The 14,317-nt window shown below is 64.2% G+C and carries 14 protein-coding genes; 12 read left to right on the plus strand and 2 right to left on the minus strand.

The window, feature by feature from the left end; genetic code table 11:
• Nucleotides 1–113 precede the first annotated feature (113 nt).
• The 7 genes from rpsA to trpB all read left to right on the plus strand — a co-directional run bounded on the left by rpsA (nt 114) and on the right by trpB (nt 7,058).
• Nucleotides 114–1,838, plus strand: coding sequence for a 30S ribosomal protein S1 (gene rpsA, locus QM467_RS09850; protein ID WP_283366135.1), 1,725 nt, complete (start codon nt 114–116; stop codon nt 1,836–1,838).
• 70 nt (nt 1,839–1,908) lie between these two features.
• Nucleotides 1,909–3,216: an Hsp70 family protein gene (locus QM467_RS09855; RefSeq protein ID WP_283366136.1), complete on the plus strand. Its 1,308-nt coding sequence runs from the start codon at nt 1,909–1,911 to the stop codon at nt 3,214–3,216.
• A 50-nt stretch (nt 3,217–3,266) separates the two neighbouring features.
• Entirely contained in the window at nt 3,267–4,235 is a 969-nt protein-coding gene (gene sppA, locus QM467_RS09860) for a signal peptide peptidase SppA (RefSeq protein ID WP_283366137.1), read from the plus strand.
• A gap of 35 nt (nt 4,236–4,270) precedes the next feature.
• Nucleotides 4,271–4,576 carry an integration host factor subunit beta gene (locus tag QM467_RS09865; protein ID WP_283366189.1) on the plus strand — a complete coding sequence of 102 codons (306 nt, stop codon included), beginning with the start codon at nt 4,271–4,273 and terminating at the stop codon, nt 4,574–4,576.
• 26 nt (nt 4,577–4,602) lie between these two features.
• Nucleotides 4,603–4,965 (plus strand): LapA family protein, encoded by a 363-nt coding sequence (locus QM467_RS09870; RefSeq protein WP_283366138.1) that lies wholly within the window; start codon nt 4,603–4,605, stop codon nt 4,963–4,965.
• A gap of 6 nt (nt 4,966–4,971) precedes the next feature.
• A complete protein-coding gene (locus tag QM467_RS09875) occupies nt 4,972–5,625 on the plus strand; it encodes a phosphoribosylanthranilate isomerase (protein ID WP_283366139.1) in 654 nt (217 codons plus the stop codon).
• A 191-nt stretch (nt 5,626–5,816) separates the two neighbouring features.
• Nucleotides 5,817–7,058, plus strand: coding sequence for a tryptophan synthase subunit beta (gene trpB, locus QM467_RS09880; RefSeq protein ID WP_283366140.1), 1,242 nt, complete (start codon nt 5,817–5,819; stop codon nt 7,056–7,058).
• A 55-nt stretch (nt 7,059–7,113) separates the two neighbouring features.
• On the opposite strand, the gene QM467_RS09885 is transcribed toward trpB, so the two are convergent.
• Nucleotides 7,114–7,563 carry a VOC family protein gene (locus QM467_RS09885; RefSeq protein ID WP_283366141.1) on the minus strand — a complete coding sequence of 150 codons (450 nt, stop codon included), beginning with the start codon at nt 7,561–7,563 and terminating at the stop codon, nt 7,114–7,116.
• 54 nt (nt 7,564–7,617) lie between these two features.
• Between QM467_RS09885 and QM467_RS09890 the strand changes: the two genes are divergently transcribed.
• The 5 genes from QM467_RS09890 to QM467_RS09910 all read left to right on the plus strand — a co-directional run bounded on the left by QM467_RS09890 (nt 7,618) and on the right by QM467_RS09910 (nt 11,833).
• Nucleotides 7,618–8,064 carry a MarR family winged helix-turn-helix transcriptional regulator gene (locus tag QM467_RS09890; protein WP_283366142.1) on the plus strand — a complete coding sequence of 149 codons (447 nt, stop codon included), beginning with the start codon at nt 7,618–7,620 and terminating at the stop codon, nt 8,062–8,064.
• Between the two features lie 44 nt (nt 8,065–8,108).
• Nucleotides 8,109–8,951: a tryptophan synthase subunit alpha gene (gene trpA / locus QM467_RS09895; RefSeq protein ID WP_283366143.1), complete on the plus strand. Its 843-nt coding sequence runs from the start codon at nt 8,109–8,111 to the stop codon at nt 8,949–8,951.
• On the plus strand, nt 8,948–9,808 hold the full coding sequence (gene accD / locus QM467_RS09900) for an acetyl-CoA carboxylase, carboxyltransferase subunit beta (protein ID WP_283366144.1): 861 nt from the start codon (nt 8,948–8,950) through the stop codon (nt 9,806–9,808). The genes trpA and accD overlap by 4 nt, the downstream gene beginning before the upstream one ends.
• A 10-nt stretch (nt 9,809–9,818) precedes the next feature.
• Complete coding sequence (locus QM467_RS09905) at nt 9,819–11,132, plus strand: bifunctional folylpolyglutamate synthase/dihydrofolate synthase (protein WP_283366145.1); 1,314 nt, start codon at nt 9,819–9,821, stop codon at nt 11,130–11,132.
• A 68-nt stretch (nt 11,133–11,200) separates the two neighbouring features.
• Entirely contained in the window at nt 11,201–11,833 is a 633-nt protein-coding gene (locus QM467_RS09910) for a GNAT family N-acetyltransferase (protein ID WP_283366146.1), read from the plus strand.
• Here QM467_RS09910 and QM467_RS09915 read toward each other — a convergent pair.
• Entirely contained in the window at nt 11,792–14,134 is a 2,343-nt protein-coding gene (locus QM467_RS09915) for an Orn/Lys/Arg family decarboxylase (RefSeq protein WP_283366147.1), read from the minus strand. The genes QM467_RS09910 and QM467_RS09915 overlap by 42 nt on opposite strands.
• Nucleotides 14,135–14,317 lie beyond the last annotated feature (183 nt).

A 14,317-nucleotide genomic window follows, 5' to 3' on the forward strand; every position in this document is an offset into this window, starting at 1 on the left:
ATAATTTCCCTGGACGAGGCGCATCGCAACGTCGATGCGCGCTGGCGGAACGGAGCGATTGTCAACGCCAACCCAGGACCGGCGCGCGCCCTATCGGGCCATTAGGAGAAAATATGTCGTCTGCCAGCAACGCGGGTATGAACCCGTCGCGTGATGATTTTGCCGCCCTGCTCGCGGAGAGCTATGGCGAGAGCGAGGCGTTCGAAGGGTCGGTCGTCAAGGGCCGCGTCGTCGCCATCGAGAAGGACGTCGCCGTCATCGATATCGGTCTGAAGACTGAAGGCCGCGTCGCCCTCAAGGAATTCACCGGCCACGGCCGCGATCCGGCCCCGGCGGTCGGCGATGAAGTCGAAGTCTATCTCGAACGCGTCGAGAACGCGCTCGGCGAAGCGGTCATCTCGCGCGACAAGGCGCGCCGCGAGGAGAGCTGGGTCAAGCTCGAAAAGGCGTTCGAGGCCAATGAAAAGGTCGACGGCGTCATCTTCAACCAGGTCAAGGGCGGCTTCACCGTCGATCTCGACGGCGCCGTGGCCTTCCTGCCGCGCTCGCAGGTCGATATCCGTCCGATCCGCGACGTCACCCCGCTGCTCGGCGTGCCGCAGCCCTTCCAGATTCTGAAGATGGATCGCCGCCGCGGCAATATCGTCGTGTCGCGCCGCACCGTGCTCGAAGAGAGCCGCGCCGAACAGCGCCATGAAATCGTCGCCAACCTCGAAGAAGGCGTGACGATCGAGGGCGTGGTCAAGAACATCACCGATTACGGCGCGTTCGTGGACCTCGGCGGCATCGACGGCCTGCTGCATGTCACCGACATCGCCTGGCGCCGCGTCAATCATCCGAGCGAAGTGCTCAACATCGGCCAGACGGTGAAGGTGAAGATCATCAAGATCAATCACGAAACCCACCGCATCTCGCTGGGCATGAAGCAGCTGCTCGACGATCCGTGGCAGGGCATCGAGGCCAAGTACCCGATCAACTCGCGCTTCCATGGCCGCGTGACCAACATCACCGACTACGGCGCGTTCGTCGAGCTGGAGCCGGGCATCGAAGGTCTGATCCACGTTTCGGAAATGTCCTGGACCAAGAAGAACGTCCATCCCGGCAAGATCGTCTCGACCAGCCAGGAAGTCGACGTGCAGGTGCTGGAAGTCGATTCCGTCAAGCGCCGCATTTCGCTGGGCCTCAAGCAGACCCTGCAGAATCCCTGGGAAGCCTTCGCCGAAAAGCATCCGGTGGGTTCGGACGTTGAAGGCGAGGTCAAGAACAAGACCGAATTCGGTCTGTTCATCGGTCTCGACGGCGATGTGGACGGCATGGTCCATCTCTCCGACCTCGACTGGAACCGTCCCGGCGAGCAGGCGATCGAAGACTACAAGAAGGGCGATGTCGTTCACGCCCGCGTCCTCGACGTCGATGTCGAGAAGGAGCGCATCTCGCTCGGCGTGAAGCAGCTGGGCGGCGACCCCTTCGCCTCGGCTCCGACCACGGGCGAAGACGGCGAGCTGAAGAAGGGCGCGATCGTCACCTGCGAAATCCTGGAAGTCAAAGACGGCGGCCTTGAAGTCAAGATCGTCGGCTCCGACCTGCAGGCCTTCATCAAGCGCAACGAACTGGCCCGCGACCGCGCCGACCAGCGTCCCGACCGCTTCGCCGTCGGCGAAAAGGTCGACGCCCGCGTCACCCTGTTCGACCGCAAGGCGCGCAAGGTGGCTGTGTCGATCAAGGCGCTGGAAGTGGCCGAGGAGAAGGAAGCCATCGCTCAATATGGCTCCGCCGACTCGGGCGCCTCGCTCGGCGACATTCTCGGCGCCGCGCTGAAAGCCCGCGAAACCAAGTAAGTCCTTTCCCTTCAGGGAAACCCGCCCCGCGCGAAAAATTTTCGCGCGGGGTTTTTTATTCGGAGACAGAATGACTTACGCCGTCGGCGTCGATTTTGGCACCACCAATAGCGTCATCGCCTTCGCCGATGAAAAAGGTGAAGTGCGGACCATGACCTGGCCCAGCGCCAAGGGGCCGACGCAGACCTTCCGCACCGCCCTGACCTTCTGGAAGCAGGGCCGCGGTCTGGGCCATGTCGCGGGGCCGCAGGCGCTGGAGCGCGCGATCTCCGCCGAGCCGACCGAGCGTTTCATCCAGTCCTTCAAGAGCCATCTCGCCAGCCGCGTCTTTTCGGAAGCGCGGCTGTTCGGCCAGAAGGTGACCATCGAGGATATGGTCGCGATCTTTCTGGGCCATCTGTTCGAGGCGCAGGGCGGGACGGCGGTCGCCGACGGCGCCTTCCTGGCCGCTGGTCGCCCGGTGGTTTTCGCCGGCGAAAGGCCGGACGAGGACCTCGCGTTGAGGCGGCTGTCGCAGTCCTATGCCCGCGCGGGGCTGGCGCAGGCGGAATTCGCCTATGAGCCGCTCGGGGCCGCCTATTGGCATGCGCGCAATCTGCGCCGCGACGAAACCGTGCTGGTCGCGGATTTCGGCGGCGGCACCAGCGATTTCGCCCTGCTGCATTTCTCGCATGGGGCGGACGGCCTCGAAGCGGAGGCCCTCGGCCATGGCGGCTGCGGCGTGGCGGGCGATTCCTTCGATTTCCGTCTGATCGACCATGTGATCTCGCCGCGCCTCGGCAAGGGCGCGACCTATCGCTCGCTGGAGAAAGTGCTGCCTCTGCCGGCCTATTTCCACGCCTCTTTCGCGCAGTGGCACCAGATTTCCTGGCTGAAGACACAGAAGACCCTGACCGAGTTGCGCCGTTTCGCGGAGGTTTCGGCCCGGGGCGCCGAACTGGAGGCTCTGGCCGAACTGATCGAGCTTGATCTCGGCTTCGAACTTTACCAGACGGTCGGCGCCGTCAAGGCGGCGCTGTCCTCCGCGCCCGAGGCGCCGCTCCGTTTCGCGCATGGCGGCGTGTCGATCGATTCGATGGTTTCGCGGACCGATTTCGAGACATGGATCGCGCCCGATCTCGCCAAAATCGAAGGCGCGCTGGACGATACGATGGCGGCGGCGAAATATTCCGCCGACCGCGTCGACGCGGTCTTCATGACGGGCGGAACCTCCTTCATTCCGAGCTTGCGCGCCGTATTCGAACGCCGCTTTGGCGCGCAAAAGCTGCATTACGACAATCCGTTCCAGTCGGTCGCCGCTGGTCTCGCGCTGCTCGCCGCGGACCGGCGCCGCCGCGCCGGAAACCAGAACGTGAAAAGAATCGCCGGACCGCATTGAGGTTCGCAGGACGAGACCTTAAGTTCGCAAACGCAAGCGGAGAGCCCGGCATGACGCAAAACGCGCCCGTTGAAACCATCCTCGACCGGCGGCAGTTGCGCCGCAAACTCACATTCTGGCGGATCGCGGCCATCGGGCTCGCTGCGGTGGCGGTCGTGGTCGCGGCGGCCCGTTTCGGCGGCGCTTCGACGCATCTGACGCCCCATATCGCGCGCCTCGACGTCAAGGGCCTGATCACCGGCGATCGCGAAACGCTGAAGCTCATCAAGGACGTCGGCGAATCAAAGGCGACCGCGCTCATCGTCGAAATCTCCAGCCCCGGCGGCACGGTGACGGGCTCCGAGCAGATCTATGACGAATTGCGTCGGGTCTCGGCCAAAAAGCCGGTCGTCGCGGTGGTGGACAGCCTGGCGGCCTCGGGCGGCTATATCGCCGCGCTCGGCGCCGACCGCATCTTCGCCGACAGCAACGCGCTCGTCGGATCCATCGGCGTGCTGTTCCAGTTCCCCAATGTCACCAAATTGCTCGACACGATCGGGGTCAAGGTCGAGACGATCAAATCCTCGCCGCTCAAGGCCTCGCCCAACGGGTTCGAGCCGACCAGCGAGGCCGCGCGCGCCGCGATCAATTCGCTCGTGGTCGATTCCTATGACTGGTTCAAGGGGCTGGTGAAGGACCGCCGCAAGATGAGCGATTCGGATTTGGCGACCGTCTCCGACGGCCGCGTCTTCACTGCCCGGCAGGGTCTGCCGCTCAAGCTGGTCGATGCTTTCGGCGGAGAGCGGGAAGCCGTCGCCTGGCTGGAGCAGGAAAAGGGAATCGCCAAAGGGCTGCCGGTCCGCGAATGGAAAAAGCCGAGCGCGGCGAACCGGCTGGGTCTTTTCAGTCTCGCTTCGGACGCTCTCGGGCTGATGGGGTTCACGCAGGCGGCCGAACTGGCCCTGAAGGCTGGAAACGCCCGCGACTCCGCGGCGCTTGACGGCCTTTTGGCGATTTGGCAAGTTGACGCCCAACATTAAGAAAAATTGCGCCGAGCCATTTCCCCGCGCGCGAAATAGGGACGACTTCAGTGATTAAATCGGAACTCGTTCAACGTATTGCCGACAGAAACCCCCATCTCTACCTTCGCGATGTCGAAAACATCGTAAATGCTATTCTCGATGAGGTCACCGAGGCCTTGTCGCGTGGCGATCGCGTGGAATTGCGCGGCTTCGGCGCCTTTTCGGTCAAGAAGCGCGACGCGCGCGTCGGCCGCAATCCGCGCACCGGCGATCAGGTTGAGGTCGCCGAGAAATTCGTGCCCTTCTTCAAGACGGGTAAGGAATTGCGCGAGCGCCTGAACGATCAGGACGCGTCCTGAACCGGGACCGGAACACGGGGCGAGCGATGCGCAATTTGCTGAAATTTCTGGTCATTGCGCCGCTGGCTCTGATCTTCCTCATCTTCGCCCTGGCCAATCGCCAGAACGTCGTCGTTTCCTTTGATCCCTTCAATGGCGGCGACATTCCTTCGCCGCAACTCGTCCTGCCGCTTTTCATCGTGCTGATCGGCGCGGCCATGGCGGGCGTCTTGCTCGGCGGCTTTGCGACCTGGCTGCGTCAGGGCCGGTTCCGCAAGGCTTTGCGCGACGCGAAGGGTCAGGCGGAGGTTCTGCGCGGCGAAAACGAATCCCTGCGCGCGCAGGTCAAGGCGCTACAGGCGCCCAACGACCCTTCGACGGCGCTTGCTCCGCCCCGCAGCGCCGCCTGACGTCCCATGTCCATCATCGTCAAGATTTGCGGCCTGAAACGACCGGAGCCGCTTGAGGCCGCTTTGGCCGGCGGCGCCGACATGGTCGGATTCGTCTTTTTCGAGAAAAGCCCGCGCCATCTCGAGCTCGCCGAGGCGCGCCAGCTATCGGAACAGGTTCGCGGGCGGGCGGAAAAAGTCGCGCTCGTCGTCAATGCCGACGATTCGCGCATCGCCTCCGTCATCGAGGCCTTGGCGCCGGATTGGCTGCAATTGCACGGCGCCGAAACGCCGGAGCGCGTCGCGCAAATCCGCGCCACTTTCGGTCTTCCCATCCTCAAGGCCCTCGGTGTCGCCGAACAGGCGGATTTTTTATGTGCGCCGGACTATGAGGCCGTTTCAGACCGCCTGCTGTTCGACGCCAAGCCGCCGAAGGATTCCGTTTTGCCCGGCGGCAATGGCTTGAGCTTCGACTGGACGCTGCTGCGCAATCATGCGCGCTTGGCGACGAAGAAAAACTGGATGCTGTCGGGCGGGCTTGATTCTGAAAATGTCGGCGCGGCGATCCGCCTGACCGGCGCGCCGGGCGTCGATGTCTCGTCCGGCGTCGAGGATGCGCCGGGCGAAAAGAGCGCCGCGAAGATTCTCGCTTTCATCGCCGCCGCCCGCGCCGCCGCGTGAAGCGCAAATTCGGCTTGCAAGATCGACTTCCAAACCGACTTGGCCTCCCCGCTGGAAGCGTTTAAGAGAGCAGGCTCTGGCGCTTTTCTCATATCGCGGCGATCCTCCCGGCGGGAAAATGCGTTAAATCGTTCAGTCGGCCCTTCCCGGCGCTCCGTCCCGGCGCGCGCGAAAGAGCCAAGAGCAGAGCCATGAACAGTCAATCGCCCCAACTTGCGCCCAAATTTACGGCCAATTCCTTGCGTCAGGGCCCCGACGCGCGCGGCCATTTCGGCATATTCGGCGGGCGTTTCGTCGCCGAAACCCTGATGCCGCTGATCCTGTCGCTGGAAAAGGCCTATGACGCGGCGCGGCAGGACCCGGCCTATCACGCCGAGCTGAAATATCTGCTCACCCATTATGTCGGTCGGCCGAGCCCGCTCTATTTCGCGGAGCGCATGACCGAGCATCTCGGCGGCGCCAAGATCTATTTCAAGCGCGAGGAGCTGAACCACACCGGCGCGCACAAGATCAATAATGTGCTGGGCCAGATCCTGCTCGCCCGCCGCATGGGCAAGAAGCGCATCATCGCCGAAACCGGCGCGGGACAGCATGGCGTCGCCACCGCCACGGCCTGCGCGCGTTTCGGCCTCGAATGCGTGGTCTATATGGGGGCGGTGGATGTCGAGCGGCAGAAGCCGAATGTCTTCCGCATGAACCTGCTCGGCGCCAAGGTCGTGCCGGTCCAGTCGGGCGCCCGCACGCTCAAGGACGCCATGAACGAGGCCCTGCGCGATTGGGTCACCAATGTCGACGACACCTTCTATTGCATCGGCACCGCGGCCGGTCCGCATCCCTATCCCGCCATGGTGCGCGATTTCCAATGCGTGATCGGCGATGAAACCCGCGAACAGATGGTCGCCGCCGAGGGCCGCCTGCCGGATTCGCTGTTCGCCTGCATCGGCGGCGGGTCCAACGCCATCGGCCTGTTCCATCCCTTCCTCGACGATCCTTCGGTCGAGCTTTACGGCGTCGAGGCGGCGGGCCATGGGCTTGGCGTGGAAAACGGCCATGCCGCTTCGCTGGCCGGCGGTCGCCCCGGCGTGCTGCACGGCAACCGCACTTACCTTTTGATGGACGACGACGGCCAGATTCTCGAAGGCCATTCGATCTCGGCGGGTCTGGACTATCCCGGCATCGGCCCGGAACACGCCTGGTTGAAGGAAAATGGCCGCGTGACCTATCTTTCGGCGACCGACAAGGAGGCTCTGGACGCCTTCCAGCTTTGTTCGCAGCTCGAAGGCATCATTCCTGCGCTGGAGCCGGCCCACGCCCTTGCGCGAATCATCGAGATCGCGCCGAAAAAGGCGAAGGACCATTTGATGGTCCTCGGCCTGTCGGGGCGCGGCGACAAGGATATCTTCGCCGTCGCGGAACATCTCGGCGGCATGTGACGCGGCTGCGCCTTACGGCGCAGTTCGCCAGCGCCGCGTCATGTCTGGACTTATGTCAGGCCTTGGCCAGATTGGCTGCGAGTTCTTCCGGCGCGCGCGGGCAATCGACCATCCATGAGCCGCCGAAGCGGTCGGCAAACATGGCGTAATAGCGGGACCAGAAGGTCTCGCCGGGCGGCATGAACATCTGCCCGCCCTCCGCAAGCGTGGCGATGATGCGCTTCGCCTCTTCGACGTCCGCGACGGAAATATGCACGGTGACGTTGCGAGTCTGGCCGCTGTCCGGGCCGCAGTCCTGCGCCATGTCGCTGGCCATCAGGCGGAAGCCGTCCTTTTCGAGACAGGCGTGCATCACCTTTTTTTCGGCGCCCGGGGCGATGGGCGTTCCGGCGGGCGCCTGGGCGTAAGGAAACATGGCGACGATTTTCGCGCCGAGCGCCTTCTCGTAATGGGCGAATGCTTCAGCGCAATTTCCTGGGAACATCAGATAGGGCGTGAACTGCATTGGAAACCTCCCGATTTTCCTTGACAATTAAGTTGATATCAACATAAATAAACCATGTCAACCGAGCCTGATTTGCTCTCCTTCGAGACGACCCAACGCATACGCGACGCCTGCCTGTGCCTTCACGCCCAGAGGGCGGCGCGCGCCTTGGCCAGGACCTTCGACGAGGCGCTGCGTCCTCTCGACCTCACCAATGGCCAGTTTTCCCTGCTCAACGCGTTGAATCGTCCGTCGCCAGCCGCCATGTCGCCTGTGGCGTCCCTCCTGGCCATGGACCGGACCACGCTCACCGCCGCCTTGAAGCCTCTGGAGCGGCGCGGCCTCGTCGCGATCGAGAAAGATCCCAAAGACCGGCGCGGCAAGCTGCTGATCCTGACCCCGGAGGGGCGGGCGTTGCTGGCGCGCGCCGCGCCCGTCTGGGAGCGGGTTCACGCCGCAATCGAGGGGCCTCTCGGCGCCCGGGCGGCAGACTTGCGGCAGGCTTTGCGCGATTTGGCTTGAAGCGCCCGTTTTCAAGGCCGGCGCATTGTGCTACCCCCACGGCCATGACCGCTCGCCTTGAAAACCGTTTCGCTGATTGCCGCGCGAAAAACCGCGCCGCCCTCGTCACTTTCGTCATGGGGGGAGACCCCGACCCGGCGATCTCGCGGGAGATCGTCAAATCGCTGCCCAAGGCTGGCGCCGACGTCATCGAAATCGGCATGCCCTTCAGCGATCCCATGGCCGACGGCCCCGCCATCCAGGCGGCGGGCCTGCGCGCGCTGCACGCCGGCATGAAGCTGAAAGGCGTGCTGAAGCTTGTCGCGGATTTCCGCCGCGAGGATTCCGACACGCCGATCATCCTGATGGGCTATTACAATCCGATCTACGTGTATGGCGTGGAAAAATTTCTCATTGACGCCAAGGCCGCGGGCGCGGACGGCATGATCGTGGTCGATCTTCCGCCGGAAGAGGATGAGGAATTGTGCCTCCCCGCGCTCAAGGCGGGGCTGGCCTTCATCCGTCTGGCGACGCCGACAACGGACGACGCCCGCCTGCCCGCCGTCCTCGCCAATACCTCCGGCTTTGTCTATTATGTCTCGATCACCGGCATCACCGGGGCGGCGCGGCCCGACTATTCCCGGGTCGCCGCGGCGGTGAAGCGCATCAAGGGTCATACGGCCTTGCCGGTCGCCGTCGGCTTTGGCGTCAAGGACGCCGCCGCCGCCCATGAAATCGCGTCCAACGCCGATGGCGTGGTGGTTGGCTCGGCGCTGATCGACGCTCTGGCCAAAACGCTCGACGCCCAGGGGCGCGGCGGGCCGGCGACGGTCGCGGCGGTCGGCAAGTTGGTGGGCGAACTGGCTGCGGGCGTCGCCAGCGCCGCGAAGGAGAGCGTGAACCCATGAACTGGATCTCCAATGTCGTTCCGCCGAAGATCCGCTCCTTTCTGAAGCGCGACACGCCGGAAAATCTCTGGGTCAAATGTCCCGAAAGCGGCGCGCTGGTCTTCCACAAGGATCTGGAAGCCAATCTCTTCGTGGTGCCGTCTTCCGGCTATCACATGCGGATTCCGCCGAAGGCGCGGCTGGAGGCCCTGTTCGACGACGGCGCCTATGACAGCCTTCCGGTTCCGGAAGTTACCGCCGATCCTTTGAAATTCCGGGACATCAAGCGCTACACCGACCGCATCAAGGACTATCGCGCCAAGACCGGCGTCTATGACGCCGTGACCCTTGCCGCGGGCGCCTTGCAGGGAACGCAGGTGACGGTCGCGGTGCAGGATTTCGACTTTTTGGGCGGCTCGCTCGGCATGGCGGCGGGCGAGGCCATTGTTTCCGGCATGTTCCGGGCCATCGAGAAGAAGACTCCCTTCATCATTTTCACGGCCTCGGGCGGCGCGCGCATGCAGGAGGGCATGTTCTCCCTGATGCAGATGCCGCGCACGACCGTGGCGGTGGAGCGGCTGAAGGCGGCGAAATTGCCCTATATTGTCGTTCTGACCAATCCGACCACCGGCGGCGTCACCGCCTCCTACGCCATGCTGGGCGACATCCACGTCGCCGAGCCCGGCGCGGTGATTGGCTTTGCCGGCGCGCGCGTGATCGAGCAGACCATTCGCGAGCGCCTGCCGCAGGGTTTCCAGCGCGCGGAATATCTGCGCCAGCACGGCATGGTCGACATGGTCGTTCCCCGCGCCGACATGCGCGAAACACTCGGCCGCATCTGCCGCCTGCTGACCAAGGCGCCCGCGCAAGCGGCCTGACAAGGCGGACATGACAGCGCCCGACGTCCTTCTCGGGCGCCTGCTCGACCTGCATCCCAAGCGGATCGACCTTTCGCTGGGCCGCATCCTGCGGTTGCTGGCGTCGCTCGGCGAACCGCAGCGCCGCCTGCCGCCGGTGATCCATGTCGCCGGCACCAATGGCAAGGGCTCCACCATCGCCTTCATGCGGGCGATGCTGGAGGCTTCCGGTCTCGGCGTCCATGTATACACCTCTCCCCATCTCGTCGCCTTCCGCGAGCGCATCCGGCTTGCCGCGCCGGGCGGCGGCAAGCTGGTGTCCGACGAGGCTCTGGCGCAGGCGCTGGCGGCGGTCGAGACTGCCAATGCCGGCGAGCCGATCACCTTTTTCGAGGCGACCACGGCGGCGGCGCTCAAACTCTTTGCAGATCATCCAGCCGATGTCCTTCTGCTCGAGGTCGGACTCGGTGGTCGCTTCGACGCCACCAATGTCATTGACGCGCCCGCCTGCGCGGTGATCACGCCGATTTCCATCGACCATGTGGAATTTTTGGGCGATTCCCTCGCCAAGATCGCCTTTGAAAAGGCCGGGATCATCAAGTCCGGAGCGCCCGTCATCGTGTCGGCGCAAAGCGACGAGGCTTTGGCCGTCCTGGAGCGCGAGGCCGCCCGGCTGCGTGCGCCGCTTTCGCTCTATGGGCAGGATTTCCTGTGCCGCGCCGAACGCGGGCGCATGGTGTATGAGGACGAGCGCGGCCTGCTCGATCTGCCTTTGCCGCGGCTCGCGGGCCGCCATCAGCTGGTCAATGCGGGAACGGCGATCGCCGCCTTGCGGCAATGCCTGCCGGACCTGCCCTTCGCGGCGTTCGAAACAGGCGTCGTGAAGGCGAACTGGCCAGGACGGCTACAGAATATTGGGCGCGGACGGCTCGCGGCGCTAGCGCCCAAGGGCGCCGAGCTTTGGCTCGACGGCGGCCATAACGAGGCCGGTGGCCGCGTGCTGGCCGAGGCTATGGCCGATTGCGAGGAGAAGGCGTCGCGCCCGCTGATTCTGCTCTATGGCGGCCTTCAGAGCAAGGACGCCGCCGGATTCCTGCGCCATTTCGTCGGGCTTGCGACGGAGGTTTACGCCCTGCCGGTGCGCGGCGAACAGGTGGGGCGGGCCCCTGAAGAGCTCGTGGCGATCGCGCGGAGTCTGGGCCTGAAAGCGGAGAGCTCCGCAGGCGCAGAAGGGGCCCTGCGCGCGCTCGCCCGCCATGATTCGCCGCCGCCGCGCGTTCTCATTGCCGGTTCGCTCTATCTCGTCGGCGAAATTCTTGCCGCCAACGGAACGCCGCCGGAATGACAGCCCTCCCGGCCGGCGCGAAAATCGGTTAAGGGAAGGCGCCCACGCCAAATAGAGCGGCCCCGCCCATGCAGCCCATCGCGCCGGACCAGCAGACCGATAGCCCGACGACGCCGGAAACCGGCAGGATCGTCGTCCGCCCCTCGACCGAGGCCGACGCCCCGGCGATGCTCGCCATCTACAAGGGCTATGTCACCCATGGCCTGAACAATGGCGCCGAATTCGAGCCCATGCACGCCGACGACATCAAGCGCCGGCGCAAGAACATGCAGAAGCATCGGCTGCCGCATCTGGTCGCGGAGCTGGACGGCGTGGTGATCGGCTACGCCTATGCCGTGCCCTTCCGCAAGCGGCCGGCCTATCGCTATTGCGTCAAGCATTCGATCTATGTGCATGAAAATCATCTGCGCGCCGGGGCCGGGCGCAGGCTGCTTCCAGCGCTGATCGAGGCCTGCGCCAATGCGGGCTACCGCCAGATGATCGCCTATGTCGATTCGGAAAATCAGGCGTCGCTCAACCTGCACGAAGCCTGCGGCTTCCGCCGCGTCGCCTTTCTCGAAGGCATCGGCTTCCGCTTCGGGAAGTGGACGGACAGCGTGATGCTCCAGCGCGCGCTGGGGCCGGGCGCCAGCGAACCGCCGCCCGGCTACGTCCCGATGTCACGCGTCGGGATCAGCCACATAAGTATGGAATCGGATTGAGCCGTCCGGGCCGATCTCGCGATAGACGCCCTGGATTTCCGCCTCGAAGCCGGGGAAGAGATTGGCGCCTCGCTCGAAGGTCTTGAGATAATCGAGCATGGGCTTGGCGCGCTCGTCGAGGATTTCGCCGGGCGCGATGGTCGCGATGCCCGGCGGATAGACGACCCAGAGCGTCGTGGCCATCTTGCCCTCGACCTGATCGATCGGCAGGTATTGGACCTGATTGCGGGTCAGTTTCTGCACCGCCTCCTGCGGAAGCAAGGCGGGGCGCGGCAGATGCTCCGGGCGGAACTGGCGGCGCTGGAGATCGCTGGTGCCGGCGTCGCGGTAGAAAGCGTGCATCTGCTGGCACAGGTCGCGCAGCCGCATCCCGGCGTAACGCTTGGCGCGCTTCGCCACAAATTCAGGGATGACCTCTTCCAGCGGCGCGTTCTGGTCGTGATAGGTCTTGAAGGCGACCAGCGCCGAGATCAGCGCGCCCGCCTTGCTCGATTCGACGCCTGGCGTCAGCAGGAAGAGCAGCGAATTGAGGTCGTTCTTCTCGGCGACGATCCGGTTCTCGCGCAGATATTGCGCGACCACCGGCGCGGGCACGCCATGATCGAGATATTTGCCATTGGTTCGGTCGAATCCCGGCGTGATGAGCGTGAGCTTGCAGGGGTCTGTCAGGGCATAGTTATCGGCGACATGGCGGAATCCATGCCAGACGGCGCCGGGCTGGAAGGTCCAGTAAGCCGGGTTGCCGGCGAGATCATCGGTCGAGACGTCTTCCCAGGCCATGCGACCATCCGGCGTGTCGACTTCGTCGGCGACGAAGGGATCGAAAAACCAGGCGCGGTCCTTGCTCTTGGCCTTTTCCTCGAACTCCTGGCCGAGCGCCCGGATTTTCTTGCGGATCTCGATGCCGAGACGGATCGTGTCGTCCCACAGGACCTCGCCGGACTTGCCCTTCATCATTTGCGCGCCGACGTCGAGCGAGGCGAACAGGGGATAGAAGGGCGAGGTCGAGGCGTGGACCAGGAAGGTCTCGTTGAAGCGGCGATGTTCGATACGCCGCGCCTGTCCCTTGATGTGCCGGTCCTTGACGTGAATCTGCGAGGCCTGTGAAAAGCTCGCCAGCTGCTTGTGGGTCGATTGGGTGGCGATGATTCCGGGCGCGTCTGGGCCGAGATCCTTCAGGCCCATGGCGAAATGACCGGAGAAGATCGGGTGGAACTTCATGAAGCCCGCCCAGGCCTCGTCGAACAGGATATAGTCGCAGAGCGGGCCGATCTTGGCGAGAATGGTCTCGGCGCTGTAGATCGTGCCGTCATAGGAGCATTGCTCGATCACGGCGACGCGGAACGGACGCTCCTTTTTCGAGGCCTCCTTGTCCGTCACCAGGGGGTTGTCGCGGATCTTCTTGCGGATTTTCTTTTCGTCCAGCGCCTCGTAATCGATCGGCCCGATCATGCCCTGCGCGTTGCGGTCGGTTTCGAGATAGATCGGCACGCCGCCGCCGAGCATCAGGGCGCCGTGATGGGCGGCCTTGTGATTGTTGCGGTCGAACAGCACCAGATCGCCGGGGGCGACCAACGCCGAGAGCACGATCTTGTTGGAGGCCGAGGTGCCATTGAGGACGAAATAGGTCCGCTCGGCGCCGAAGATCTTCGCCGCCTCTTTCTGGGCCCGCAGGGCCGGGCCCTCGTGGACGAGCAGATCGCCCAGCTCCAGCACGGAATTGTCGAGGTCGTCGCGGAAGATGGCTTCGCCAAGATGTTCGACGAAAATCCGCCCGATCGGGCTGCGGGAATAGAACACGCCGCCATTATGGCCGGGGCAGGTCCAGAGCTGGTTGCCCTCCTCGGCGTAATCGACCAGTTCGCCAAAGAAAGGCGTCTTCATCGTCTCGGCATATTGCTTGAGCTTGCTGACGAGATTCTTGGCGATGAATTCGGGGGTTTCCTCGGCGAGGAAGACATAGCCGTCGACATTGTCCAGCACGTCGATCGGCAGGTCCTCGAAACGCTTCCGGCGCACGAGCAGGATGATCGGCATTTCGAGGCCGCGGCGGCGGACATAGGAGATGAGGCTCGCTGTCTTGCTGGTCATGCCCTTCTTGCCCCAGTCGACGATCATGCAGCCGATGGCGGCGTCGGTCTTGATCGCGAGTTCGGCGTCCTCGACGCGGCGGGCGCGGATGACTTCGAAGCCGGATTTCTCCACCGCGGCGATGATTTGCCTCAGGCGCTCGCCTTCCAGCTCGTCGGCGTCGAAAGCCGGAGCGCAGACGAGAAAGGTGAAGCGGCGGAAATAATCCATGGCGGCCCCGGAAATTCGTGGATTCGAACGTTGATTTGACGCGTGGCGATGACTCTTTGATGAAATTTCGCGCCCTGCCAAGTCCGGAACGCGCCAGCGCGCAAATTTAACCCGGGCGCAGCGTCGCCGCGCCCGTGCCGATCGTGCAAAATCTCCGCGCCGTCTTTGCGCTTTTTCCATCTT

This window comes from Rhodoblastus sp. 17X3, assembly GCF_030056575.1.
Taxonomy (GTDB): Bacteria; Pseudomonadota; Alphaproteobacteria; order Rhizobiales; family Beijerinckiaceae; genus Rhodoblastus.

Coding starts and splice junctions, on each gene's coding strand:
- rpsA (WP_283366135.1), top strand. CDS start 114: ATGTCGTCTGCCAGCAACGCGGGTATGAACCCGTCGCGTGATGATTTT.
- QM467_RS09855 (WP_283366136.1), top strand. CDS start 1,909: ATGACTTACGCCGTCGGCGTCGATTTTGGCACCACCAATAGCGTCATC.
- sppA (WP_283366137.1), top strand. CDS start 3,267: ATGACGCAAAACGCGCCCGTTGAAACCATCCTCGACCGGCGGCAGTTG.
- QM467_RS09870 (WP_283366138.1), top strand. CDS start 4,603: ATGCGCAATTTGCTGAAATTTCTGGTCATTGCGCCGCTGGCTCTGATC.
- QM467_RS09875 (WP_283366139.1), top strand. CDS start 4,972: ATGTCCATCATCGTCAAGATTTGCGGCCTGAAACGACCGGAGCCGCTT.
- trpB (WP_283366140.1), top strand. CDS start 5,817: ATGAACAGTCAATCGCCCCAACTTGCGCCCAAATTTACGGCCAATTCC.
- QM467_RS09885 (WP_283366141.1), bottom strand. CDS start 7,563: ATGCAGTTCACGCCCTATCTGATGTTCCCAGGAAATTGCGCTGAAGCA.
- QM467_RS09890 (WP_283366142.1), top strand. CDS start 7,618: ATGTCAACCGAGCCTGATTTGCTCTCCTTCGAGACGACCCAACGCATA.
- trpA (WP_283366143.1), top strand. CDS start 8,109: ATGACCGCTCGCCTTGAAAACCGTTTCGCTGATTGCCGCGCGAAAAAC.
- accD (WP_283366144.1), top strand. CDS start 8,948: ATGAACTGGATCTCCAATGTCGTTCCGCCGAAGATCCGCTCCTTTCTG.
- QM467_RS09905 (WP_283366145.1), top strand. CDS start 9,819: ATGACAGCGCCCGACGTCCTTCTCGGGCGCCTGCTCGACCTGCATCCC.
- QM467_RS09910 (WP_283366146.1), top strand. CDS start 11,201: ATGCAGCCCATCGCGCCGGACCAGCAGACCGATAGCCCGACGACGCCG.
- QM467_RS09915 (WP_283366147.1), bottom strand. CDS start 14,134: ATGGATTATTTCCGCCGCTTCACCTTTCTCGTCTGCGCTCCGGCTTTC.